19 protein-coding genes are annotated in these 24,165 nt (G+C 62.6%); 11 read left to right on the top strand and 8 right to left on the bottom strand.

The window, feature by feature from the left end:
- From LJE63_05410 to LJE63_05400, 3 genes are all read left to right on the top strand, one after another.
- Positions 1 to 408 (top strand): hypothetical protein (locus tag LJE63_05410; GenBank protein MCG6906044.1); only part of this gene is annotated, 408 nt, incomplete at its 5' end.
- Positions 409 to 563: 155 nt separating this feature from the next.
- On the top strand, positions 564 to 1,142 hold the full coding sequence (locus tag LJE63_05405; GenBank protein ID MCG6906043.1) for a 4Fe-4S dicluster domain-containing protein: 579 nt from the start codon (positions 564 to 566) through the stop codon (positions 1,140 to 1,142).
- Positions 1,132 to 2,007, top strand: coding sequence for a hypothetical protein (locus LJE63_05400; GenBank protein MCG6906042.1), 876 nt, complete (start codon positions 1,132 to 1,134; stop codon positions 2,005 to 2,007). The genes LJE63_05405 and LJE63_05400 overlap by 11 nt, the downstream gene beginning before the upstream one ends.
- A 36-nt stretch (positions 2,008 to 2,043) precedes the next feature.
- On the opposite strand, the gene LJE63_05395 is transcribed toward LJE63_05400, so the two are convergent.
- The 3 genes from LJE63_05395 to LJE63_05385 are packed head-to-tail and all read right to left on the bottom strand — an operon-like array spanning position 2,044 to position 8,736.
- On the bottom strand, positions 2,044 to 5,118 hold the full coding sequence (locus LJE63_05395) for an efflux RND transporter permease subunit (protein ID MCG6906041.1): 3,075 nt from the start codon (positions 5,116 to 5,118) through the stop codon (positions 2,044 to 2,046).
- A gap of 56 nt (positions 5,119 to 5,174) precedes the next feature.
- Entirely contained in the window at positions 5,175 to 6,263 is a 1,089-nt protein-coding gene (locus LJE63_05390) for an efflux RND transporter periplasmic adaptor subunit (GenBank protein ID MCG6906040.1), read from the bottom strand.
- A 49-nt stretch (positions 6,264 to 6,312) separates the two neighbouring features.
- Positions 6,313 to 8,736, bottom strand: a complete 2,424-nt coding sequence (locus LJE63_05385) for a TolC family protein (protein ID MCG6906039.1) — start codon at positions 8,734 to 8,736, stop codon at positions 6,313 to 6,315.
- Positions 8,737 to 9,239: 503 nt separating this feature from the next.
- Here LJE63_05385 and LJE63_05380 point away from each other — a divergent pair.
- The 4 genes from LJE63_05380 to feoB all read left to right on the top strand — a co-directional run bounded on the left by LJE63_05380 (position 9,240) and on the right by feoB (position 13,024).
- The gene (locus LJE63_05380; protein ID MCG6906038.1) at positions 9,240 to 9,428 is read left to right on the top strand and encodes a hypothetical protein; all 189 of its coding nucleotides are present in this window, start codon (positions 9,240 to 9,242) and stop codon (positions 9,426 to 9,428) included.
- Positions 9,429 to 9,920: 492 nt separating this feature from the next.
- A complete protein-coding gene (locus tag LJE63_05375) occupies positions 9,921 to 10,619 on the top strand; it encodes a transcriptional repressor (GenBank protein ID MCG6906037.1) in 699 nt (232 codons plus the stop codon).
- Complete coding sequence (locus LJE63_05370; protein ID MCG6906036.1) at positions 10,606 to 10,833, top strand: ferrous iron transport protein A; 228 nt, start codon at positions 10,606 to 10,608, stop codon at positions 10,831 to 10,833. Before LJE63_05375 ends, LJE63_05370 begins: the two co-directional genes overlap by 14 nt.
- Entirely contained in the window at positions 10,817 to 13,024 is a 2,208-nt protein-coding gene (feoB, locus tag LJE63_05365; protein MCG6906035.1) for a ferrous iron transport protein B, read from the top strand. The genes LJE63_05370 and feoB overlap by 17 nt, the downstream gene beginning before the upstream one ends.
- Positions 13,025 to 13,046: 22 nt before the next feature.
- Here the strand turns inward: feoB and LJE63_05360 are convergent, their stop codons facing one another.
- Entirely contained in the window at positions 13,047 to 13,817 is a 771-nt protein-coding gene (locus LJE63_05360; GenBank protein MCG6906034.1) for a metal-dependent transcriptional regulator, read from the bottom strand.
- A 389-nt stretch (positions 13,818 to 14,206) separates the two neighbouring features.
- Between LJE63_05360 and LJE63_05355 the strand changes: the two genes are divergently transcribed.
- Positions 14,207 to 14,413: a heavy-metal-associated domain-containing protein gene (locus LJE63_05355; GenBank protein ID MCG6906033.1), complete on the top strand. Its 207-nt coding sequence runs from the start codon at positions 14,207 to 14,209 to the stop codon at positions 14,411 to 14,413.
- 11 nt (positions 14,414 to 14,424) lie between these two features.
- A complete protein-coding gene (locus tag LJE63_05350; GenBank protein MCG6906032.1) occupies positions 14,425 to 16,866 on the top strand; it encodes a heavy metal translocating P-type ATPase in 2,442 nt (813 codons plus the stop codon).
- A 31-nt stretch (positions 16,867 to 16,897) separates the two neighbouring features.
- Here LJE63_05350 and LJE63_05345 read toward each other — a convergent pair whose 3' ends face one another.
- The 4 genes from LJE63_05345 to LJE63_05330 form a co-directional block, all read right to left on the bottom strand.
- Positions 16,898 to 17,662 (bottom strand): thioredoxin domain-containing protein, encoded by a 765-nt coding sequence (locus tag LJE63_05345; GenBank protein ID MCG6906031.1) that lies wholly within the window; start codon positions 17,660 to 17,662, stop codon positions 16,898 to 16,900.
- 65 nt (positions 17,663 to 17,727) lie between these two features.
- Positions 17,728 to 19,389 carry a DUF3141 domain-containing protein gene (locus LJE63_05340; protein ID MCG6906030.1) on the bottom strand — a complete coding sequence of 554 codons (1,662 nt, stop codon included), beginning with the start codon at positions 19,387 to 19,389 and terminating at the stop codon, positions 17,728 to 17,730.
- A gap of 151 nt (positions 19,390 to 19,540) precedes the next feature.
- On the bottom strand, positions 19,541 to 21,517 hold the full coding sequence (locus tag LJE63_05335) for an acyl CoA:acetate/3-ketoacid CoA transferase (GenBank protein ID MCG6906029.1): 1,977 nt from the start codon (positions 21,515 to 21,517) through the stop codon (positions 19,541 to 19,543).
- 127 nt (positions 21,518 to 21,644) lie between these two features.
- The gene (locus tag LJE63_05330) at positions 21,645 to 22,484 is read right to left on the bottom strand and encodes an SDR family oxidoreductase (protein ID MCG6906028.1); all 840 of its coding nucleotides are present in this window, start codon (positions 22,482 to 22,484) and stop codon (positions 21,645 to 21,647) included.
- Between the two features lie 262 nt (positions 22,485 to 22,746).
- Between LJE63_05330 and LJE63_05325 the strand changes: the two genes are divergently transcribed.
- Complete coding sequence (locus LJE63_05325; protein MCG6906027.1) at positions 22,747 to 23,283, top strand: Slp family lipoprotein; 537 nt, start codon at positions 22,747 to 22,749, stop codon at positions 23,281 to 23,283.
- 77 nt (positions 23,284 to 23,360) lie between these two features.
- A complete protein-coding gene (locus tag LJE63_05320; protein MCG6906026.1) occupies positions 23,361 to 24,131 on the top strand; it encodes an alpha/beta fold hydrolase in 771 nt (256 codons plus the stop codon).
- The last annotated feature ends 34 nt before the right edge of the window (positions 24,132 to 24,165 follow it).

Genomic DNA, 24,165 nt, shown 5'->3' with positions numbered 1-24,165 from the left:
CTCAAATTGATTGACGCGCTCTACTCCGGTGCGACAACCCCCGGCGAGCGATTCGCGGCCGAGAATGCACGACAACGAATCAAGGAAAAATTAGAGCAATACCAGGAGACAGATCCCCCGATCGAGTACCAATTTACCCTGCAAAATATGTGGTCTCGAAAATTGTTTGTCGCCTTGCTGCGGCGCTACGATATCAAGCCCTACCGGTATTACCGCCAACGATACACGACCGTAATGGCCAAAGTCTCCAAAACGTTTGTGGACAAGACCTTGTGGCCCGAATTTGTTGAACTCGACAAGGAACTCACCACCCACCTCAATGATACCGCCGAGAGAATAATCAGGGAAGCCGTCTTCGGTGACAGCTCGGAGGCCGAGGAGGTCAAGGCAATTGCCCACTCGGGGTAGCCCAAGCCGAATCGAACCTGCACGACCATCTCCAATTTTTGATTTCCGGTTGGAACAAGCGGAATCGAAGGGGTGAACGATCCCTTGATGCCCGAAAATCCTCTCGATCACCATACTCATTCGAAAAAATTGAAAGCTTTGCAATGAATGGCGATATGCCGCTGCCGATCATCAGGTTGCCTGGACAAAAAACTGGTTTCGATATCGGTGTTGAAGTGACCCGTCGCTCCGGGGTCGATTTCAATTCCTGCCTCCACTGCCGGTGCTGCGCCAGCGGCTGCCCGTTTGTCGAGGCGATGGATTATCACCCGCACGGTGTCATTCGCCTGTTGCAATTCAAACAGACGGAGCAGGCGCTGAGCTGCGCCACCATCTGGTTGTGTGTGGGGTGCCACACCTGCTCGATGGCCTGCCCCATGGCCATCGACATCGCGGCCATCATGGACGCCCTGCGGCAGATCGCGCTGGAGAGGCAGGTGCCGGTGGCGGAACCCGGCATCCTGGGGTTTCACCGGGAGGTTTTAAACACGGTGGCGCGCTACGGGCGGACGCACAAACTGGAAATCATGCTGCGCTACAAGGTCAGAACCCGCGATTGGTTTTCCGACATGGATGTGGGGCTTAAGATGCTCGCCAAACGAAAACTGGATTTGATGCCCTCCAGGGTGAAAAACATCGCCAAAATCAAGCATCTCTTCAATGGCCTATGGGAAGGGCGAAGCCATGCCGACTGATGCCACGCCTTCGGGTGTAAAACAAACCGATATCTGTTATTTCCCGGGATGCTCTCTGGCCACCTCGGCCAAGGAAAACAACCAGTCCCTGATCAATGTATTTCACCGCATGGGATACAATCTGGTCGAGTTGCCGGACTGGAACTGCTGCGGGACCTCCTCGGCCCACAGCATCCACTCCGATCTGGCCTTTGATCTGGCCTCCCGCAACCTGTCCCTGGTTCCTCCCGGAAAAATGCTGCTGGCGGCCTGCCCCAGTTGTCTGTTGCGTTTGCGGCACGCCCAACTGCTCCTGAAAAAAAGTCAATCCGCACGCAAACATTATCAGAATATGTGGGATCGGCCTTTTGACCAGGCTCTGAGCATCATCCACTTTTTCGAGTTTCTGGTGAGCCGGGACTTGAAGCCTTATCTCAACGGGCGCCAAAAACCCCTGACGGGCATCCGGTTTGTTCCATACTACGGCTGCATGTTGAATCGCCCGCCGGACATGCGGCATGAAAAAAACTACCACGGGCTCATGGAAAAAACCTTGGCAGCCCTTGGTGCCGAACCCCTGCGCTGGGCGTTTGCATCCCAATGCTGCGGGACCTTCCTTTCCGCCGCCCGCCCGGATGTGGTCACCCCGATCGTCAACGACATCATGAGGGGCGCAGTGGACATCGGCGCGGACTGCATTGTCACCGCCTGCGCCATGTGCCACTTGAACCTGGAGCTGCGCTGCAACCGCAAAGATAAAATCCCGACGCTGCATTTTTCGGAGCTTTTGTCGCTGGCGATGGGAGAAAAAAACTATTGCGGATGGTTTGCCCGGCAACTGGTCGATCCGCTGCCCATGCTGAAATCAAAAGGGCTGATTGAATAGCGGGTGGGTTGCTATGCCGCAGCCTTTTCCCTCCCGCTACGCCCCGCGATAGTCCTTGAACCCCACCCGGAAGAGCAGCGCGTATAAGACGGGCACCACCACCAGGCTCAGAAAGGTGGCGAAGATCAGGCCGCTCATGATGGCGACCGTCAGCGGCGCCCACATCGCACCCCCCCAGAGGTAGAGGGGCAGCAGGCCGAAAACCGTGGTGGCGCTGGTCAGAATGATGGGCCGCAGCCGCCGCTGGCCGGCCGCCACGACGGCCTGCTGGGGCGTCAGGCGGTTGACCTCCTCCTCCAGCCGGATGCGCTCCAGCAGCACGATGGCGTTGTTGACCACGATGCCCGCCAGGGAAATGATCCCCAGCAGGGTCATGAAGCCGAAATAGAGACGGGCGGCGAAAAGGCCGATGATCACGCCGATGAACCCCAGCGGGATGGTCACCATGATGATCAGGGTGCGGCGCAGGGAATTGAACTGGGCCACCAGCAGCAGCAGGATGATGAAGACCGCCGCCGGCACCTGGTCCCGGATGGAGGCGTTGGCCTTCTCGGAGGTTTCCGCCTCGCCGCCCAGCTCGAAGCGGTAGCCGACGGGCCAGGTGGGCGCCTGGGCCTCCAGCCAGGGTACGATCTGGCGGGTGATCTCGCTGGCCGTCACCCCCGGCAGGAGGTCCGCACTGACCGTCACGGTTTTCAGCCGGTCGCGGCGCACGATCTCGGCGTACTGCCAGGCGAGGCTGATTTCCGCCACCTGCTTGAGGGGCACCGAGCGGCCGGTTGCCTGGGCGTAGACGTTGAGGCTCTCCAGCTTGCCGATGTCCTGGCGCTCGGCGGCCACCGAGCGCAGAACGATGGGGATCACCTGGTCTTCCTCACGGTAGGCGCTCAATTCGAATCCGCTCAAATCGGTCTGAAGCGACAGTGCGATGTCCCGGCTGGTCACCCCGGCGCGCCGGGCCCGCGGCTGGTTGACCTGAACCACGAGCTTCTTGCTGCGCTGCCCCCAGTCGTCCTTGATGTTGCGGGCGCCGTCCAGGCGGCGCAGGCGCTGCTTGACCCCGTCGGCGATTTCGAAGAGCACATGCGGGTCCTTGCCCGATATCCGGAATTCCACCGGGTGGCGGATGGGTGGGCCGTTTTCGATGCGGTCCATTTTCAGCTCGGCATCGGGGAAATTCTGCGAAACGTAGGCGTCCAGGGCATCCATCACCGGGCCGATGGCAGCCGGGCCGGGGGTGGTGATCACCATCAGGGCGTGTTCGGGGGTGCCGGGGTTGGGCTGGTGCTGGAGCACGAAGCGCGGTCCGTCGGAGGCGATGTGACTCGCCCAGCTGACGACCCCCTGGCCGCGCCCCGAAGGGGGCATCAGCCGGGCGCGGATGAAGGCCTCGACCGCGTTCAACACGCTTTCGGTGGTCTCGATGGCGCTGCCCGCCGGCAGGGTCAGTTCGGCCTTGAAATAGGCCCGCTCGGAGGGGGGGAAAAAGATCACCGGCAGGAAACGGGCGCCATAGACCGCGGCGGCGAACATCAGCGCCACCAGCGTCAGGGTCAGGCCGCGGTGCTTGAGGCCGGTGACCAGAAAGAAGCGGTAGAACCGGTAGGCCCGGGAGTCCAAGCGCTCCGTGCGCGGCGCGACCCGGAGGAAGCGGACACACAGCATGGGGATCATGGTCAGCGCCAGCAGCCACGAGGAGAGCAGGGTCAGGGAGACCACCTTGAAAAGCGGGGCGGTGTATTCGCCGGTGCTGGATTTGGCCAGAAAAATCGGCAGAAAGGCCGCGGCCGTGGTCAGCGAGGAGGTCAGGAGGGGCACGATCAGCTCGCGGGCCGAATCCACCGCTGCGGCCACGCGCGCCTTGCCCTCGGCCATCTGGACCATGATCGATTCGGTCATCACGATGGCGTTGTCCACCAGCATGCCGAGAGAGATGATCAGGGCCGCCAGCGACACTTGGTCCAGCCCGATCCCCAGCAGGTACATGAGGCCCAAGGCCATCAGGATCGTCATGGGGATCAGGGAGGCCACCAGCAGCCCCGTGCGCAGGCCCAGGGTGACCACCATCACGGCGACCACCACCCCCATGGACTGCAGCAGGTTGTCCCGAAAGCTGAGAATCTTGCGGTCCACCTCCTCGGGCTGAAAGCTGAGGGTTTCGATTTCGATGCCCAGCGGGTAGCGTCCCTCCAGACGCTCCAGGGTGGCCCTGACGGCCCTGCCCAATTCGATCAGGTTGCCGCCGGCGCGCATGGAGACCGCCAGCCCCAGGGAGGGCGCGCCGCTGGTGTGCATCAGGGTTCGGGGCGGGTCGACGGTGCCGCGCCGGATGTCGACGATGTCCTCCAGGAACAGCAGTTCCCGCTGTCCGGGAATGCTGATGACCGTCCGGCGCAGGTCCTCCAACGATTCGAAATTGCCCGAAGGCTCCAGCACGATCCGCTCGGGTCCGACCACCAGGTCGCCGCCGGGGATGATGATGTTGCGGCCTTCCAGGATGCCCATCAGCTGGTGGGGCGAGAGCCCCAGCCGGGACAGGCGGGCGTTGTTGAACTCCACGAAGATGCGCTCTTCCTGGGCGCCGTAAATTTCCACCTTGGCGACATCCTCGATGCGCAGCAGCTCGTCCCGAATCTGGTCGGCGACCTCCTTGAGCTCCGGGTAGGAGAAACCCTCGCCGGTCAGACCGAGGACGATGCCGAAGACGTCTCCGAATTCATCGTTGACAAACGGGCCGACGATCCCTTCGGGCAGCCCCGGGGTGGCCGCGGCGACCTTGCGCCGCAGGTTGTCCCAGATGGGGCGCATGGCCGTGTAGCGCTCCCGGATCTCCACGCGAATGATGGAAAGGCCGGTTTTGGACTGGCTTTTGATGTAATCCAGTTCCGGGATTTCCTGGATGGCCTTTTCCAGCTTGTCGGTGACCAGCAGCTCCACCCGCTCGGGGCTGGCGCCGGGAAAATAGGTCACCACCTGGGCCGCGCGGATGATGAAGCCCGGATCGTAATCCCGTGGCGAGCGCTGGTAGGCCATGATCCCGCCGAGGAGGACGATCAGCAGGGAAACGGTGGTGATCCGGTTTTTTTCGATCGCAAAGCGGGTGATGTTCACGGCAAGCGGTCCTTGGGATGCCCGCTGGCGGCGCTGCGCCGGGGAAAAACGGGTCTTTACGGCAGTTTGACCTTGAGCCCTTCCTGGATCCGGCTGACCCCCGCGGTCACCACCAGCTCGTCGGGGCTGAGCCCCGCGACGATCTCCAGCCCCGCGGCCCCGATCGGGCCCACCTCCACCGCCCGGCGGTGGGCGATGCCGAAACCGCCTGCCAGGCGCTCCAGCGTAAAGACGAACCGCCCCTTTTCGTCTTCGCCCACGGCGGCGGGCGGCAGGAAGATCCGCCCGGCGGCGCCTTCCAGGTAGAAGCTGACCGCGGCCGCCATCCCGGGCCGGATGCGGCTGTCGGCGGTCTCCAGACGGACGGTGACCGGAAAGGTGGTGTCGCCTCCCACCGCCGCGACCCCCACCTCGGTGACCACCGTCGCAAAGGCTTCATCCGGGATGATGTCGAAGGTTGCCGTGGCCCGCCCCTTTTCCCGGATGCGGCCGATGACGCCCTCCGGGACGGCCACCTTGACCTCTGGCTGACTGCCGCAGGCGATCACGGCCACGGCCTGACCGGGGGTCACGTTCTCGTTGACCTCCACCGGCACCTGGGCCACGGCGCAGGCCGCGGCCGGTGCGTTCAGGCGGGTGTAGTCCAGCTGGCGGCGAGCCAGCGCGGCCTGCTGGTGAAGCGCGCGGACACTGGCCTGGCTGGATTCGTAGGCCGCGCGGGCGGCGTCCAGATCGTTGCGGGAGGCATTGCGGTTTTCGTAGAGGGCCCGCATGCGCTCGAAATTGGCGGCGGCGTTGCGGGTCTCGGCCTCGGCGCTGGCCAGGGCGGCCTCGGCTTTGCGGAGGTTCAGCTGGTAATCGGTGGGGTCCAGGCGGGCGATCGGCTGACCCGCCTGCAGGTGGTCGCCGACGGCGACCCCGATGAACGCGATGGTGCCGCCGACGCGGAAACTGAGGCTGAATTCGCGGGCCGCCTTGCTGATGCCGGCAAAGGTGCGGACTTCCGCGGCCGGTGTGGGCGCCACGCGCACACAGCGGACCGGTCGCACCGGCTCCCGGCGGGGGGGCTCATCGCCCCTGCCGCAGCCCTGCAGGGCGGCCACCATCAGGCAGACCAGTGTAAACGACAGCGGTTTCGGTATCATCTTATCGACTATCCTCGGCGGCTGGAACAGACGTCCGTGGGGCGGCCCGTCAGGGGGTTTGCGGGGCCGCCCGCGGAGCGCGGTAAAGGCTGTCGAGCTCCTGGAGCCAGGCTTCACGCTCCTCGGCGGCCATCAGCAGCGAAAACCGACCGGCGGCCCGCTGGACGCGCATCAGGTCGATCAGGAAGTTGTAGACGGCGTTGGCTGCCACCTGCTCGGCCACCCGGCTGTTGTTCTGGGCGTCCAGCAGGGTGACGATGGGGACGGCCCCGCGGGTGTAGGCGTCGGTGACCAGGTTGAGGTTCTGGCGCGCCGCTTGGGCGGCGTCGCGCGACAGTCGGATGTTTGGATAGGAAACGCTGGTCTGGAAAAGGGCGCTGCGGATTTTCTGCTCGACGCGCTCGGCCGCCGCCCGCCGCTCCAGCTGCAGGCGGGCCTTCTCCTCGCTGATCCGGCGGACCTTGGCCGACTGACCGCCGCTGGTGAAAAGCGGCAGGCGCGCCTGGAGGGCAACGCGCCAGTCGGTGTCGTCGGCCTCGGGCAGGGTCAGGGGCGGCAGCTCCGGCAGCACTTGGAACTCGGGGCTTTGCGAACCGGCGCCGGATGTCGCAAAGGCCTCGCTGACGCTGCCCTGCAGGAGGACGGTGGGCAGCCAGTGGGCGCGTTTGGCGGCCACCAAGGCGCGCTGCTGGGCGGCGATGACGAAATCCAGGCGGTTGAGGTCCGGGGAAAGCCTCAGGCCGTCGCGCACCAACAGGTCCCGCAAACGATCGAAGTCTCGGGGGCTGTCCATCCAGTGCAGCATTCGCGGGTCGGCGATCATCAGCAGGGGGTCGTCCAGGTCGGTTTCGGCGGCGCTGATGACATCCTCCTGCGGCCGGTGCAGCAGGCGGTTGAGCTGCAGCATCGCCTGGCGGACGGTTGCCTGGGCCTCCAGGACGTTTCTGCGGCTGGTGGCGATGGCGCTTTCCCAGCGGAAAACCTCGGAGCGGTCGGACATCCCGGTGGAGAGCCGCACCCGGGCGCGTTCGAGGTTGGCGCGCGTCAAGCGCAGGTTGTCCTGCTGAATGCGGGCGAAGTTCTCGGCCCGCAGCAGGTTGAGGTAGGCCTCGGCGGTTTCCAGGACGACGTCCAGCAGGCGGGCGTCGCGTTCCTTGACCCGGGCCGCCTGCAAATGCTGCTGGATGGCGTAGTCGGCCCAGGCCTCCTCGGAGTAAAGCAGCTGGCTGAGGCTGGCCGTGCCCTGCCAGACGCGCTCGGGCTGTAGGCCCAAACTGGCCTCGGCGCGGTCCTCGTCGATCACGACTCCCTGGCTGGCGACGTCCAGTTGCGGCAGCAGGGAGCTGCGGGCCTCATCGACGCTGGCTTCGCCGGCGCTGACCGCTCGGCCTGCGGCAGCCAGCTCCAGGTTGGCGCTGAGGGCTTCGTCGATGGCGCTTTTCAAGGTCAGCCGATGGCCTCCCTCCTGGGGGTCGTCGTGGATGAGATCGGCCTCGGTGCGCAGGTACCACCCGGGACTGCGGTCAATCGCCCGCGCCGTCGCCATGTTGATGCTCAGCCGGCGGCCGGCGGCAAAGGAGACCGGCAGGTCTTCCGGGGCCTCGCCCAACAGGATGCGCTGGATGTTGAGAGCGATCCGGCGCGCTAGGCGCTCGAAATCCGTGGACGGCGCCAGGCTGGCAAAAATCCCGAGGGCGACCTCGTCCCGGCCCCACATGGAAAAGCTCGGCAGCCGGCGGCATTTGAGTTCCGCGGTCAGCAGCTGAAAGGCCTCCGGCGGGAAACGCAGCAGCGGGGTGATATAAACCGCGTCGACGTCCCGGGGCAGGAGGGCCAGGGCGGCCTCGGGGTCGGCCGTCACCGGTTGGAGGGTGATCCGGGCCCCCAACTGCCGGCCAAGGTCTTCGGCGGCGGACTGCAGCCGGGGGAATTCGGCCAGCAGCAGGTGGTCCACCAGGACGCCGAGGTGCCGCAGTCCCGTGAGCTCATGAAACGCCCGGATGTCGCGTTCGAAGCTTTTGAAGGCATCGATGTAGGCGAGGTTGCGCACGCCGCTGCCCTCGTTGCGCCGTGGCAGGTTTTGAAGCTTGGCGTCGATTACGGCCGCGGCGATAACCGGTTTGGGCAGTGGGCCGCGGCGGAAGGCTTCATTGGAGGCGATGGCCCCCAGGGTGACCACGATATCGACCTGCGGGTCGGCCAGGAGACCGTCCAGGGCAGCGCGGATGCGGGCCGGCTCCCAGTTGCCGTCGCGGTCCGCGGCGGGCGGAAAGCGCACGTCAAACTCGGCGGTGGTCAACGCCAGAATCTCCTCCTGCAGGATCGCGCGGGTTTCCGGAAAGCGCACGGCCGGGCCGTCCCGCAGGATGCCGATACGGATCACCGGCAGCTCCCGGGCGCCCGCGTTCATGGGCGAAAGTCCCCAGAGGGCCAGCGCGATGAGGAAAACCACCCAGCGGCTCGGCTGTTTCATGGCCCTGATTCCGCGCGGCGGCCCGCCAAAAGGCCGCCGCGGTTTTGAGTTGACCTGAAGGTTATTAGCCGCCCATTTCCAGGTGGCCGTAAAATTGGAAAGGGGGCATCTTAATACAGGCGATATCTCAAAACAAGAGGGTCGCGGAACGGCGCGGAAAAAACCTTCACAAGGGGGATGGGATCTGGCCGGTGGGAAACAACCAAAAAAGGGTGGCTCCGAAGAGCCACCCCTTAAGGAGGAGTGAATGAAAAAGCCGATGGCTTTCACATGACTCAAGCGCACTCACGCGCGCTTTCACCTATTTTAATGCGGCACAGGCGGTCGTCAAGGTATGGGGCGGAAAAAACCAACGGTTTGCGCTCAAAAAGACTTCGGGTTGATAGGGAGCGCCCGCCGCAACCGGGGGTTGCATTGAATTCTGGCAGTGGTTAGAATCAAATTTGCCCTTAAACCTTCAAATACGCCGCCGATGTGGCCGAACTGCAAAGGAGACGCCGACCATGGAACGCAAAGATGTCATCGCCATCGCCGAAGGCTTGAGATTGATCGAGGAGGGGGTCGAGAAGATCCAGGCGGTCATGAAGGAAAAGAAAATCAAGTCCATCAAGGACATTGCCGCGGAATTGATCCCGGTCTTTCAAGCCCATGACGACACCCTTTCCGAGGATGTGATCAAACACCTGGGGTAAGGGTTCCGGCCAGAAACAATTTCACATCCTGTTCCTCCGTTGGCCCGTCTGCCGGGTTACGCCCATCGACCCACACCCCGATGGGGGTCGACGGCCGTGCCATTTGGACGAACCAAAATCCAGCGCCGTCTTTGCGGGCCGCCAGTCTTTGGGATTGGCCCCGAAGGATCGAAGAGTGGGATCCGGGATGGCACCTCTAGATCCGAACCATTGCAGAGGGTCCGGTTCGTTTCTCCTGTTAAACCCAGGCCTGTTTTGGATTCGCACCGTTATAAAGTGCTTGACAAAATTTTCGCCTATCCGTATTCAGTTGGCTCTGCCAAAAATTGACGGGCCGCTCAAGAGCCATAATTTGAGATGGTGGTGAGAAAATTTTTAGCCGGGGCGCGGGCGGTGACGCCAGCGGCAAGGGGCCAAACAGGGTCGCTGTTGATGGGCCCGGTATGCCGCCCTGGGCCGGCACCGGTGGAGATCAGGGGAGCGGATTGCGCCATGCGTCAACTGCATCAACAGGAAAAACAGCAGTTCATCAAGCTTTTCGAGCAGGAGAAAATCGACCGCTTCGATGAACGGCTGCGGGTGGTGGAAACGTTCCTGCAGACCGAGCAGCATGTCACCGCCAGCGAACTGGCGGCCTTGGTATCCGAAAACGGCGACACGACCGACGCCGCCTTCGTGCGGGAGACCCTCAACCTGATGTGCCATTTCGGCTTCGCCCGCAAACACCGGTTCGACAACGGCGTCATCCGCTTTGAACACCGGCATCTCGGCCAGCACCACGACCACATGGTCTGCACCAAATGCCGCCGGATTATCGAGTTCACCGACGACCGGCTGGAAAGGCTGCAAGGGCAGATAGCGGCGGCCCACGGGTTTCATATGCTGCAGCACAAGATGGAGATCTACGGCATCTGTTCGGAGTGCATGCAGTCCCGGCAGGTGGAGATGCCGCTGGCAATGGCGCGGCCCGGCGAGAAAATGGTGATCAGCGGCTTTCGCGGCGGCTCGGCCGCCCGCCTGCGCCTCATGGCCATGGGGATGCGGGTGGGCGACGCGATCGAGGTGGTGACCAACACCGGAAACGGGCAGGTGGTCGTGGCACTGGCCTTCAACCGCCTGGTGATCGGCCGCGGCCTGTCCCTAAAAATTTTGGTGCAAAGTCCCGAAAGTGAACAGCATGCGTTTGAGTGAAATGCGGGAAGGACAGCAGGCGACGATCGTCCGCATCGGCGGCAACGGGGCCCTGCGGCGGCGCATCCTGGAGATGGGGATGATCAAGGGGACGGAGATCCGGGTGGAGAAATACGCGCCATTGAAGGACCCCATCGAAATCGTGGTCAAGGGCGCGCACCTCTCCCTGCGGGTGGAGGAGGCGGCCCAGATAACCGTTGAAAGCCTTCGCTGACATGACCCCTCCCGCCAAACGCCTCACCATCGCCCTGGCCGGCAACCCCAATTCCGGCAAAACCACGATTTTCAACAACCTCACCGGCACCCGCCAGAAGGTCGGCAACTGGCCGGGGGTAACCGTCGAGAAGAAGGAAGGCATCATCCAGCGCGACGGCTACGCGCTCAAGATCGTCGATTTGCCGGGGACCTACAGCTTGACGCCGTTTTCCATCGAAGAAATCGTCGCCCGCGATTTCGTGCTGGAGGCGCATCCCGACGTCGTCATCGACATCATCGACGCCTCCAACCTGGAGCGCAGCCTCTATCTGGCCACCCAGGTCCGGGAGCTGGACTGCAAGGTGCTCTTTGCCCTCAACATGGCCGACCTGGCCCGTTCGCGGGGCATCAAGATCGACGCCGGAAAGCTTTCGGAGCTGCTCGAGGTGCCGGTGGTCTTCACCGTCGGCAACAAGAACGAGGGCATCGACGCGCTGGTCGGCCAGGCCATCGCGCTCTCGGAGCGCGGGGCGGCGGCCGCGCCCAGTCGCAAGGTCAAGTACAGCAAGGATATCGAAGCGGCGATCGGCGCCCTGCGGGATTTCATGACCGCCCGCAGCGACTTTTCGCCGCCCTACGAACCGCGCTGGACGGCGATCAAGCTGCTCGAGGACGACAAGATCGTCAAAGCGCGTGTGCTGGAAAAGGCCGGCGCCTTCGGTTCCGAGATTCTGGCCGAAACCGCGCGGCTGCGCAGCCGCCTGAGGGACCGCTTCGACGAGGACCCCGAAATCCTGATGACCGATGAGCGCTACGGGTTCATCGCCGGGATCGTCAAGGAGGTGATGACCACCTCCACGCGGCAGCGGGTGGACATCTCCCGCAACATCGACCTGGTGCTCACCAACCGCTTTCTCGGTTTCCCGATCTTCTTTTTTTTCATCTGGGCCATGTTCCAGCTGACCTTCACCCTGGGGGCCTATCCCATGGATTGGATCGATGCCGGTGTCGGCTGGGTCGCCCAGGGGTTCAGGGCCCTGCTGCCCGAGGGGTTGCTGAAGGACCTGGTGCTCGACGGCATCATCGCCGGGGTGGGCAGCATCATCGTTTTTTTGCCCAACATTCTGATCCTCTTCTTTTTCATCGCCCTTTTCGAAGACACCGGCTACATGGCCCGGGCCGCCTTCCTGATGGACCGGATCATGCACCTCATCGGGCTGCACGGCAAGTCCTTCATTCCCATGCTGATGGGGTTCGGCTGCAACGTGCCGGCGGTCATGGCCGCCCGTGCCCTGGAGAGCGAGAAGGACCGCAAACTCACCATCCTGATCACGCCCTTCATGTCCTGTTCGGCCAAACTGCCGGTCTACATCATTCTGGCCGGGGCCTTTTTCGGCCCGCGGGCCGGGACGGTGATCTTTGCGATCTATCTGACCGGAATTCTGGTTTCGATCGTCACCGGACGGTTGATGCGCTCCACCCTCCTGCGCGGGGCCGATGCCCCCTTCGTGATGGAACTGCCGCCTTACCGGGTGCCGATGCTCAAAAGCCTGATGATTCACATGTGGGACCGCAGCAAAATCTTTCTGCGCAAGATGGGCGGGATCATTCTGGCGGGAGCGGTGATCGTCTGGTTTCTGACCGCATTCCCGCGCCAGATCGAATACGCCACCGACCACGCGGCGCAAGCCAAGCGGATCGACGCGGCCTTCAGCGAGCGCCTTCTCAACGCCCCACCCGAGGCGCGCGCGGCCATCGCGGCGGAACACCGCGCGGCGCTCGCCGCAGTTGAAAGCGCCCGGGAGGCCGAGCGCATCGAAAAGTCCTATATCGGGCGGATCGGCCGGGCGCTGGAACCCGTTTTCGCCCCCATCGGCATCAGCTGGCGCGGCGGTGTGGCCCTGCTGACGGGGTTTGTGGCCAAGGAGATCGTCATCAGCACCCTGGGGGTGCTGCACGCCGTGGACTCGGCCGACGAGGGCGACGCCCTCCAACGCGCCCTCCACAGGGCCGGCATGACGCCCCTTTCGGCCTTGGCGATGATGGTTTTCGTGCTCCTCTATCTGCCGTGCCTGGCCACCATCGCGGCCATCCGGCGGGAAACCGGCTCGCTGCGCTGGATGGCCTTCAGCATCGTCTACAGCACTTCTCTGGCCTGGCTGGCGGCTTTCGGGGTGTGGCAGGGGGGGCGGCTGCTGGGATTCAGCTGACCGTTTGCCAGCGCGGGGGGGCTCAGCCCAGGGGTTCCACCACGATTTTGGCGGTTTCGTCCTGGCGCAGGGAGATGTGATAGCCCTTGACCTTGACGTCCATCACCCGGTCCGGGCTGTTGACGTTTTCGACTTCGAAAATGCTGCCCCGGGCTGCGCCGATGGCCTTGAGTTTGCGGTTGACATCGCCGCGGCCCCTGATTTTCAGCAGTTTGCAGCGCTGGCCGCGGGTGAGGTCGCGCAGGACCGTCTCGCCCTCGCTGGCGTCGATCTGGGCCTTTTTGGCATCGAACTCCGCCAGGCAGTCCTGGATGCAGCGCTGACAGTCTTCGTAAGGCTCCATCCGGTCGCAGCCCTTCTCCACGTTTTCCCAGAAATTGTCGATCCAGCTCACCCCGCCCCGGGGGCAGATCTCCATAAATTCGGTGAAGCGCATCAGCCGGTCGAGGATGTTGGGCGAAACCGTGTGCTCCATGCCACAGGCGGCCTTCTCGGCCTCCTCCTCACTGATGTGCAGAATCGTGGTGAAAAAATCCTTCAACGCCTCATGTTTGCGAACGATCTCTTCGGCCAGCTGCTTTCCCTCGGAGGTGAGGGTGATGACGTCGTAGGGGGCGTAGTTGATGAGCCCCTTTTCCGAGAGGGCCCGCAAGGCGCCGGTGACCGAGGAATTGTTGACCTTCAGGCGCTGGGCGATGTCCTTGGCCCGGGCGGCCTGCTTCTCGGCCACGATGTGGTAGATCGCTTCGAGGTAGTCTTCCATGCTGGCGCTGAGGGGGGCACTGCAGCTCATGGGGGTTCCTTTGCATTTGGCGGTCAATGCCTAACGCGCTCAAGTTAGGAATATCGGGAAATTATGTCAAGGATTTTCCATGGCTGCGGTTAGCCTCTGAAGAGCTAAAAATAAAAAGAAATCAAATTTTTATCTGACTGTTGGGGGCGGACGGGAATGTTTTCAACCATCGAACAGTTTTTGGCTGGTGAAAAAAATTGGCATCATTTGAAAGTGCTTTGGACCCTCCGTGCCGACCCCTTCCGGCAACCTTGAACTCCCCTGGTTCGGGTTTACTTTAAGTTTGTATTTTCAAGACAAGCGCCCACGGTTTTCCCCCGGCTTCTTTTCCCGGCGGGTTGCCGCTTGGCGCAACCTGCCGGAAACCGCAATCTGAGGAGGCAACCGCCATGGAAACCCACACCTTTTCAATCCCCAATATTTCCTGCGGGCACTGTACGCGCACCATTGAAAACGAGCTGGCCGAGATCGCCGGGGTCCTTTCAGTGGCCGGCGACCCCCAGGCCAAGGCCGTCACGGTTGCCTGGGAGGCGCCGGCCAGCCGCGCCAAGATCCTGCAGATACTGCGGGAGATCAACTACCCGGCGGCGGAGTGAGGGCGGAGCCGATGCCAGCCACCAGCATCAATATTCCCGTTGCCGGGATGACCTGTGCCAACTGCGCACTCAACATCGAGCGCACCGTTCGGAAGCTTGCCGGGGTCGAAGCGGTCAGCGTGAATTTTGCCGCCGAGCGGGCGAGCGTCACCTTTGACTCCAAGGCGGTTGCCGTCAAGGAGATTCTGGCGCAGATCCAACAGGCCGGCTTCAAGGTGCCCACCGCGACGGTCGCCTTCCCGGTGCGGGGCATGACCTGCGCCAATTGCGCCCGAAACATCGAACGCAGCCTGGATGCCAAGGTCCCGGGGGTGCTCTCGGCGGCGGTTAATTTCGCCTCGGAGCAGGCCGTCGTCGAATACCTGCCCGATCTGGCGAGCCCGGCGGATATGGCCGCCGCGCTCTCAGCGGCCGGGTTTGAGGCGCTTTTGCCCGAGGCCGGGGAAAGTGTGGAAGATGCGGAGGCGGCCGCCCGGCGGGCCGAAATCCGTGACCAGACCCGCAAGTTTGTGGTGGGGCTGGTGCTGACCACACCCCTTATCCTCCTCAGCATGGCGCGGGATTTCGCTTTGATCGGCGCCTGGAGCCACGCCCCGTGGGTCAACTGGCTCTTCTGGGCACTGGCGACCCCCGTGCAGTTCTACACCGGCTGGGATTACTATGTCGGTAGCTGGAAAAACCTGCGCAACCGCACCGCCAACATGGACGTGCTGGTGGCCATGGGCGCTTCGGCGGCCTACTTCTATTCCATGGCCGTCCTGCTGCTGCCCGCACTGGGCGCGCATGTCTATTTTGAGACCGCCGCGGTGATCATCACCCTGATCAAGCTGGGCAAGATGCTGGAGTCCCGCACCAAGGGGCGCACCGGGGCGGCCATTCGCAAGCTGATGGACCTGAGCCCCAAGACCGCGGTGGTGCTGACCGCGGCGGGCGAACGGGAAGTGTCGCTGGCCGAAGTCGCGGTGGGCGACCGGCTGGTGGTGCGCCCCGGTCAGAGCATTCCGGTGGACGGCGAGGTGTTGGCGGGACGCTCGGCGGTGGACGAGTCCATGTTGAGCGGCGAGCCCCTGCCGGTGGACAAAAAGCCGGAGGATCGGGTGACCGGCGGGACTCTCAACCAGGAGGGCGTGCTCACCATGCGGGCGACCCGGGTGGGCAAGGAGACCGCGCTGGCCCAGATCATCCGCCTGGTGCAGGAGGCCCAGGGCAGCAAGGCCCCTATTCAGGCCCTGGCCGACCGAGTCGCCGGGGTGTTCGTGCCCACCGTGATCGGTGTCGCCCTGGTGGTCTTTGCGCTGTGGTGGGCCATCGGCGGGGCTTTTGTGCCGGCCATGATCCGGCTGGTGGCCGTGCTGGTGATCGCCTGCCCCTGCGCTTTAGGGCTGGCCACGCCGACGGCCATCATGGCCGGGACCGGCAAGGGGGCTGAAAAGGGGATCCTCTTCAAGAGCGGTACGGCCTTGGAGACCGCGGCGCACCTGGACACGATCGTGCTGGACAAGACCGGCACGATCACCGCCGGCCGGCCGGCGGTGACGGACCTGGCGCCGCTGGGCGAGGTCTTGGAATCGGATCAGAGCCTGCTGCAAATCGCCGCCGCGGCTGAAAAGGGTTCGGAACACCCCATCGGCAAGGCCATCGTGGCCGAGGCCGACCGGCGCGGGCTGAGCCTGCCGCCGGCGGAGGATTTCAAGGCCGCCGGCGGCTTGGGGGTGAGCGCCCGGGTTGACGGCCGCCAGGTGCGCATCGGCAAACCCGGCTGGTTTGAAGCCCCCGGAGGTGAGGCGGCCGCTGTCGCGAAAATAGTGGGCGAACTCCAAGCCCAGGGCAAAACCGTCATGGTGGTCGTGCTGGATGAAGAGCCGGCCGGGCTGATCGCCGTTTCCGACACTCTCAAGCCCGATTCCCAGACGGCGATTGCGGCCCTGCATCGCCAGGGGCTGCGGGTGGTGATGCTGACCGGGGACAACGCCCAGACCGCCCACGCCATCGCCGACCAGGTGGGCATCGATGCGGTATTTGCCGAGGTGCGGCCCGATGAGAAATCCCGCCAGATCCGAGAGCTGCGGGAAAAGGGGGCCAAGGTGGGGATGGTGGGGGACGGCATCAACGACGCGCCGGCGCTCGCCCAGGCGGATGTCGGCCTGGCGATCGGCACCGGCACCGATGTGGCCATCGAAGCCGCCGACGTGATCCTCTCCAGCGGCAGTCTGGACGGGATTCCCAAGGCCATCAGTCTCAGCCGGGCGACCCTGCGGACCATCCGGCAGAACCTTTTCTGGGCCTTCGTCTACAACATCATCCTGATTCCGGTCGCCGCCGGCGCCCTCCACCCGTTGACCTTCGTGCCGGATTTCCTGCGCAATCTGCACCCCATCATGGCCGCGCTGGCGATGTCGCTGAGCAGCCTGACGGTGGTCTCCAACAGCCTGCGGCTTTACCGCTCCGCTTGAGGCCCGCCGGGCACGCCATCGCCGCCCGCTCTTACTGAGCCGCTTTTTTTGGGGCGGCTTCGGCCAGCAGCCGGTCGATCACGCGCTGGAATTCAGGCAGCGGCTGGGCACCGGTGACCACCACCCCGTTGATCACGAAGGTGGGGGTGCTGCCGATGTTATGGGCGGCGGCCTGTTTGCGGTCGGCCTCGACTTCGGCTGCGATCTCATCCGATTGCCGGTCGCGGTCGAAGCGCGCCACGTCAAGCCCCAGCTCCCCGGCCAGCGCAACCAGGCGCTCGTCGCTCAACTGGCCGCTGTTCTGGAACAGCAGGTCGTGGTATCCCCAGAACTTCCCCTGCCGGTGGGCCGCCAGCGCCGCGCGGGCTGCGGGGAGGGCGTTTTCGTGGGAGTTGAGCGGCAGGTTTTTAAACACCAGGCGGGTTGTTTCGGGGTAGAGCGCCAGTATCTCTTCGACCGTCTGAGCCCCGCGGGCGCAGTAGGGGCACTCGAAATCGGTGTAGGTGATGATGGTCACGACGGCGTTCTCAGGGCCCTTGACCGGGTTGTGGGGCGCCGCCTGGTCGGCGATCCGGTTGTTGAAGCTGCTTTCCAACTGCTGCTGCCGCTGCCGGACCTGAAGCTCCCGGTGGTACTGGGTGATGGTGTCGTAGAGCAGCTTGGGGTTTTCGCGGATCACCCGCTTGACGATTTCCTCCAGCTGCTGTGTTCCCGGGGCGGGGTCGGCGGCCAGTGCGACGGCCGGGACGGCCAGCAGCAGGGCCAGACCCAGCGCGGTTCTGATCAGGGGTGACATGATGGGGTGCTCCTTGGTTGAGAGTGTGGTAAGGCGAGTCAATGTACAATTTGGAGCCACAATAATCAATGGCCTATGAAAGGATTTCTAAAAAACCAGCGGGTTAGAAAATTATTGTAATTTGCCTCGACAATCGCCTCATATGCCATGGCTCTTGCTTGGGTAAAAAGATCAAGCAGGGCGATTCCGGTCTCATTGACGGCTCTCTCCAGTGCCAAGAAAAAATTTTCCTGATCCAATTGAAATTGAGGTTTTTCGATCAACGGAACCGCAAAAGTCAGGGGGAAAAGAAACGGATTCAAGCTGGAAAATGGGTATCTTGACAACCGCAGCGGATTCATTTCCCTGACCAATCCTGCAATGCCCTTATTGGTCAGTGATCTCGCAATGGGACTCACAAAGGTTTCATAAAGCCCCAGATTAAATTTTGAAACCGCGGAGATTGTTTCAAACATCGGCTCCAATTCTTTCCCCGAGCAGTCGTCCAGTTTTTGGATATCCTTGAAAGTTCGCGCCTCAATTATCAGTGAGCCATCATTCCGAGGGATTGCCTCATAAAGGCCTGGCGCCAGGCTTTCCAGTTGCCCGATGTGGGCTACTACCGGTCCGAGATGTTTTCGGGCAACGATTCCTGAAAGAAAAATGGCCAAATGACCCGCTTTGGGGTGGATCACATAAACGATCCGTCTACCGAGTCGCTTGAGCGTATCCAAGCTGTCGTAGACCTTGGGAATCCACTTAAGGCACTGGGACGGAGGCGCAATATCATCACCCTGGGAAGAAAAAACGACCAGCAGGTCATCAAAATTTTGCATGTCGATTTTTTCGCCATCAATTTCCAGCTCTCCGCGCTCTGGCTTGTTGCCGATGAAAAGATTCATGAGCACCCATAGAATCTCCTCCTTGTTGAGCCGCGCGTACCAATTCCACCATTTTTCCATTTGCAGGAATTTGATTCTTTCAACATCAACCTTCATCAGCGCGCGCATGATTTTCGCAAACGCCGTGTTGGTCAACGAATGGGTTTCAAAATTCCCAGCCAGCAAAGCGCCGTCAAATTCTCCGTTTCCCAAATCGCTCAAAAAAGCGGGAATAAGCGCCCCGCCCGATAATCCGCCATAGGGCCTCATGGACACCCCCCACCGATTGCCCGCCCAATAGGATAGTGGTGAAGCAATTGGAATGAGGGTGAACTTCAATTCACGATACTTGAGTTTTGTAAAAAACGTTGCCCAGCCAGCCTGGCAATTGGCCACAAGGATGGGCCCGCTGGGGTGCGGGTGGCGCTCCGAAACCAGCTCAATGAAAGCCTTGATGGCTTCGAAAGTGTCGGGAATCGTTTGTCCGGGTTCCGGTTCTCTGGTGAAAATCACCCAATAAACCTCATAGCCCAGTTCAAGCAGGACGGTTGCCTGCGAAACATCCATGGTCCCTGCGATACCCGCCCTTCTGCCCGCCCGGGGAGAAATTCCCATCACCGCCCGGGTGTGCTTTTTGACAAAACCGTCGGGTGGGTTGAGCTTGACCAGCGTGTAATTAACCGGTTTGTCAAATGTCCTGCCGTCCAGGACCATTTTATAGGGTGCAGCCAAAACATGCTCTCGTTCCGTGTTTCTGAGGGCCTGGTTGCTTCGCTTGTGCAAAGCGTCAATCACCAGCACCCATCTCCTGGCGAAATCCGAGGTGTAGTCAACCCCTTCTGCAAAAAGTGTCTCGGTGTTTTTCAAAACGGTTTTCCTTTTCAGATTGAAGCTCGCAAAAAAAAGACGCCAATTTCTAAAATCGGCGTCGGGTGCAAACCGGTAGAGGAAAAAAAGACAAGTCAGCTGTGGAATTACTTTTTTGCCGGGGCCATAGCCGGGAGGCGGCCGCACGGTCTTATTTTTTGATCGCCGCGCGGGCCTCTTTGGCGGTTTCGTACATGTGCGGCGCCAGGTGGCGTTTTTTGAGCTCCTCCCCGAGCTTCATGCGCAAAAATGCGCTGGTGGTATAGCGGTGGACCTGCTCGTAGAACGCTTCCACCACGTATTTGACCATTTGGGTGTATTCATCGATCAGCTCGGGCCTGATGTTGAAATTGTCGTAGTTGACGACGGTGACGACCCGCTTGCCGGCTTCCCGGCAGAGGGCTTCCACACGCGCCTTGATCATCTCGATCTTTTCGGTTGAATCCACCGTCAGCCCTTCGAAGTTGATGAAGAGCATGTTTTCGTCGGAATTGTAGAGGATGCGATCGGCAATCGGAACGTCCAGCAGGTCGGTTTGAATCCCCATCTTGTCCGGCATGAAAATGCGGGGATCCATGGTTCGGGGCGCCTCCCGCATGATGGGGGTGAAGTTCATATTGGATAGGATGTCCTTTTCAAGATCGATCCCCGGTGCGATCTCGACCAGCTCCAGGCCCTCGGGGCCCAGCCGGAAGACGCAACGCTCGGTGATGTAAAGTACGGGCTGATTTTTCGCCGCCGCATAGCGGCCGCTGAAGGTGACATGCTCCACGTCGGCCATCAGCTTTCTTTGACCGCCCTCCTGCTGGATGGCCAGCTTCCCGTCGGCGACGGCGGTTTTGAGGCCGCCGGCGGTGAAGGTCCCCAAAAAACAGACCCGCTTGGCGTTTTGACTGATATTGATGAAGCCGCCGGCGCCGGCGAGCTTGGGACCGAATTTGCTGACGTTGACGTTGCCGTGGCGGTCCGCTTCGGCCAGGCCCAGAAAGGCGATGTCCAGACCGCCGCCGTCGTAAAAGTCAAACTGGGCCGGTTGATCCACAAGGACCTCGACATTGGTGGCGGACCCGAAATTCAGACCGCCGGAGGGGATGCCGCCGATAATTCCCGGCTCGGCGGTCAGGGTGAGGAGATCCAGGATCCCCTCCTCGCAGGATACCGCAGCCACCCCCTCGGGCATGCCGATACCCAGATTGACGATGGCGTTGGGTTTGAGTTCAAACGCCGCCCGGCGGGCGATGATCTTGCGCGCGTCCAGGGGCAGCGGCGCGATTTCCGTCAGCGGCACCTTCAACTCCGCGGTGAACGCGGGGTTGTAGTCCACCGCGAAGGTCTGCTGATGGTGCGCCGGCTTTTCCGCCACGACCACGCAGTCCACCAGGATGCCGGGGATCTTGATCTCCCGGGATCTGAGAAACCCGCGGTCGGCCAGGCGCTCCACCTGGGCGATGACCAGCCCGCCGCTGTTTTTGGCGGCCATCGCCATGGGCAGGGCCTCCAGGAAGAGGGCTTCCTTCTCCATGGAGATGTTGCCGTCCATGTCGCCAGTGGTGCCCCGGATGACGGCGATGTCGATGGGCAGCGTTTTGTACGCCAGGTATTCCTGCCCGTCGAATGTGATCAGCTCGACGAGCTCCTCGGTGGTCAGGGCATTGATCTTGCCGCCGCCGTTGCGCGGGTCCACGAAAGTCCCCAGACCGACGGTGGTGATGGTCCGCGGACGCTTGGCGGCGATGTCCCGGAACATGACCGAAATCACCCCCTGGGGCAGGTTGTAGGCCACGATCCGGTTGTTCAGCGCCAGCTTTTGCAGCTTGGGTGCCAGGCCCCAGTGGCCGCCGATCACCCGCTGCACCAGATGCTCGTGGGCCAGATGGTTGAGGCCCCGTTCCTTTCCGTCCCCCTGGCCGGCGGCATAGATCAGGGTCAGGCCGCGGGGATGGCCGGTGGCGAGAAACCGTTCCTCCAGCGCCCTGGCGACCCCTTCGGCAAAGCCGATCCCCACAAACCCCTCGGTGGCGAGGGTGTCCCCGTCCTGAATGATCTCGACCGCCTCCCGCATGCTGACGATTTTGCCTTTTTTCATGCGCGCTTTCAAATCGGCGCGGAACGGGTGGATGCTGGGCATGGCAGACCTCCTGGGGGTTTTCCTGCATGTCATGGTGTTGAGTGAAGATCCATCCGTCAGGGCTTCCAGATGAATCGGCCGGAGGCGAAGGCCGGTCGATTCGGGTTGGCCGGCAAACCCGTGGTGCTTAATAGGTCAGCACCATGCCGCCGTCGAAGAGCAGATCGCCGCCCACGAGGTATTTTGAGAAGCGCGAAAAGCCGAACAGAAATAGGTTGGCGACCTCGATCGGGGCCATCATCTCCTTGACCCGCGAGGCGCCCATCATCACGTCGCGCACCACGGCTTCCGGGCTGATGCCCCGCTGCTCGGCCTGGGCGGGGATCTGCTTGAGGGCCAGGGGGGTTTTGACGAACCCGGTGCTGACGGTAAAAGACCGGATTTTACCCCCGCCCTCCGCCGCGATCGATTGGCTCAGGGCCCGCAGGCCGAATTTGGTGATGTTGTATACCGGCTTGTTGACCGTGCAGATGTGGCCGTGGACCGAGGCCATGTTGCCGATGGCGCCGATCCCGTCGCTGCTCTTTTTGATGTGCGGAATGACCAGTTTGGAGAGCAGAAAGGGGGCCCGCAGCATGATGCGCTGCATCAGGTCGTATTTTTCCATGGGGAAATTTTCAACCGAATCGATGTGCTGCAGCCCTGCGATATTGGCCAGGAATTTCACCGTGCCCAGTTTGGCCGCCTCGGCCACCGCCCGCTCGACTTCCTCGTCGCGGGCCAGGTCGGTTTCGATGAAAACCATCTGCCCGCCCATGTCGCGCGCCATCTGCTGGGTCTTCCGGCCTTCCTCGGCATTGATGTCCAGTCCCGCGGCCGTCAGCCCGTTGGCGGCGGCGGCCACCGCGGTGGCCCGGCCGATGCCGGTGCCGCAGCCGGTGACGATGCAGACGTGGCCTTTGTTGAACGCCGGGTCCGGCAGTTTCAGGATATCTGCTTGGTTTATGACCGGCTCCTTGATTTCCATCGCCTTCCTCCCTCTGGTGGGTTCACGGCACAGATCGAGGGTATCTTAGATGTTAAACCCACATCTTGACAAGTGGAATGTGGGCGCGAGAGGTGCAGTCAAAACGGCGCGCACCTCTCCTGGGTTTCCGCTCCGCGGTCCCTCTCGCTTGGCGGCGGCCCTTTTTTCAGGGTGGAAACTGCTTATTTTAATTTTTCAAGTATGGCGCCCCCGTTGGGTGGCGGCCGATCGCCCATCCAAAATATCAGCGCAAGGAGTGGTCATGAAAATGCCGACCTTAACCCGATTGGGCTTGATGGCGGGGTTGCTGGTTGCCCTTGCCGGCTGTACCGCGGCCATCTCCAAACCCCTGCGGGACCAAGCGGACGAAACCATCGGCGTGCGGGCGGTGCGGGAGAACCCCCCGCCGTATGTGGGCGAAACTCTGATCTGGGGCGGCGATATCATCGAGATCACGCCCTTTGCGGAGGTCACCCGCCTGAAGGTGCTGCAGAAGCCGCTGGACTACCGGCTGGAGCCCAGAAGTGTCGACGTGTCGGAGGGGCGGTTTCTATCGGTCTACGAGGGCTTCCTGGATCCGGAGATATTCAGTCCCGGGCGCAGGGTGACGGTGGCCGGAGAACTCACGGGGATCGAGAGCCTGCCGCTGGGCGAGACCCAATACACCTATCCGGTTCTCAAGGTCCGGGAGATTCACCTCTGGCCGCCACGGCCGGATCCCGCCGTTGACGACTACTACCGGTGGTATCCTTACCATTATCCCTTTCGCCCCTGGGGCTATCATCCCTACTGGTGGTGAGCGTCCCGGGGGCCACAAGCGCCGCCGCCTGTTTGAGTGTTGACATCGGCGCGGGGCTTTGGCTAAAAGGTGGGTTAATGCAGAAACAGGTCGAATTTCAGAACGCTGCGGGTGAGACCCTGGCAGCAACGCTTCATCTGCCCGAAAAGCCATCCCGCCGCGGGGTGGTGATCGGGCATTGTTTTACCTGCTCGCGTCATATCAACATCCTGCGGCTTCTCGGAAGCGGTTTGGCCGAGGCCGGTTTCAGCGCCCTGCGCTTTGATTTCTCCGGCAACGGCCAGAGTCAAGGGGAATTCGCGGGCTCCACCTACACCAAGCAGATCGGCGAGGTGAAGACCGCGATGGCCTACCTCGGCCGTCAGGGGGTGGACTGGATCGGGCTGCTCGGCCACAGCATGGGGGCCGTGGTGGCCATGCTGACCGCGGCCGCGGCGCCCGAGGTGCGGGGGGTCTGCGCCCTGGCCGGCCGGCTGGCGGGAACCGCCCCCGCCCACTTTCTGACGTCGAACCTGCGCGCCGAGCTGGAAAGCAAGGGGCGGGTGACCTTTGTCAGCCGGGGCCGCACCCTGGAGTTGACCGAGGGCTTTTTCGGGGATGCCGAGCGCTACGATCTGCCGGCCGCCGTCGCCGGATTGAAGGTGCCGCTGCTGGTCGTGCACGGCGATCAGGACGAGATCGTGCCGGTGGCCGAAGCTTACCGGGCCCGCGAGCTCAACCCGCGCGGGGCCGAACTGGCGGTCATCCCCGGTGCCGACCACATGTTCAGCCAGGAGGCCCACCGTCAAAAAATCGCCGAGCTGGTGGTGGACTGGTTCGCCCGGCTGGCGGGGGGGGTGGCCCCCTGAACCGGCCGCCGTTTCCGCTCCCCCCAAACCTTTC

The organism is Desulfobacteraceae bacterium (genome assembly GCA_022340425.1).
GTDB lineage: Bacteria > Desulfobacterota > Desulfobacteria > Desulfobacterales > JAABRJ01 > JAABRJ01.
This window is presented reverse-complemented; position numbering and strand designations above follow the sequence as displayed.

What these genes read in the sequence shown, in the direction of transcription:
- LJE63_05405 (MCG6906043.1), top strand. Translation starts at nt 564, where the DNA reads ATGCCGCTGCCGATCATCAGGTTGCCTGGACAAAAAACTGGTTTCGAT.
- LJE63_05375 (MCG6906037.1), top strand. Translation starts at nt 9,921, where the DNA reads ATGCGTCAACTGCATCAACAGGAAAAACAGCAGTTCATCAAGCTTTTC.
- LJE63_05350 (MCG6906032.1), top strand. Translation starts at nt 14,425, where the DNA reads ATGCCAGCCACCAGCATCAATATTCCCGTTGCCGGGATGACCTGTGCC.
- LJE63_05400 (MCG6906042.1), top strand. Translation starts at nt 1,132, where the DNA reads ATGCCGACTGATGCCACGCCTTCGGGTGTAAAACAAACCGATATCTGT.
- LJE63_05325 (MCG6906027.1), top strand. Translation starts at nt 22,747, where the DNA reads ATGAAAATGCCGACCTTAACCCGATTGGGCTTGATGGCGGGGTTGCTG.
- LJE63_05360 (MCG6906034.1), bottom strand. Translation starts at nt 13,817, where the DNA reads ATGAGCTGCAGTGCCCCCCTCAGCGCCAGCATGGAAGACTACCTCGAA.
- LJE63_05385 (MCG6906039.1), bottom strand. Translation starts at nt 8,736, where the DNA reads ATGAAACAGCCGAGCCGCTGGGTGGTTTTCCTCATCGCGCTGGCCCTC.
- LJE63_05330 (MCG6906028.1), bottom strand. Translation starts at nt 22,484, where the DNA reads ATGGAAATCAAGGAGCCGGTCATAAACCAAGCAGATATCCTGAAACTG.
- LJE63_05390 (MCG6906040.1), bottom strand. Translation starts at nt 6,263, where the DNA reads ATGATACCGAAACCGCTGTCGTTTACACTGGTCTGCCTGATGGTGGCC.
- LJE63_05335 (MCG6906029.1), bottom strand. Translation starts at nt 21,517, where the DNA reads ATGCCCAGCATCCACCCGTTCCGCGCCGATTTGAAAGCGCGCATGAAA.
- LJE63_05355 (MCG6906033.1), top strand. Translation starts at nt 14,207, where the DNA reads ATGGAAACCCACACCTTTTCAATCCCCAATATTTCCTGCGGGCACTGT.
- LJE63_05380 (MCG6906038.1), top strand. Translation starts at nt 9,240, where the DNA reads ATGGAACGCAAAGATGTCATCGCCATCGCCGAAGGCTTGAGATTGATC.
- LJE63_05370 (MCG6906036.1), top strand. Translation starts at nt 10,606, where the DNA reads ATGCGTTTGAGTGAAATGCGGGAAGGACAGCAGGCGACGATCGTCCGC.
- LJE63_05345 (MCG6906031.1), bottom strand. Translation starts at nt 17,662, where the DNA reads ATGTCACCCCTGATCAGAACCGCGCTGGGTCTGGCCCTGCTGCTGGCC.
- LJE63_05320 (MCG6906026.1), top strand. Translation starts at nt 23,361, where the DNA reads ATGCAGAAACAGGTCGAATTTCAGAACGCTGCGGGTGAGACCCTGGCA.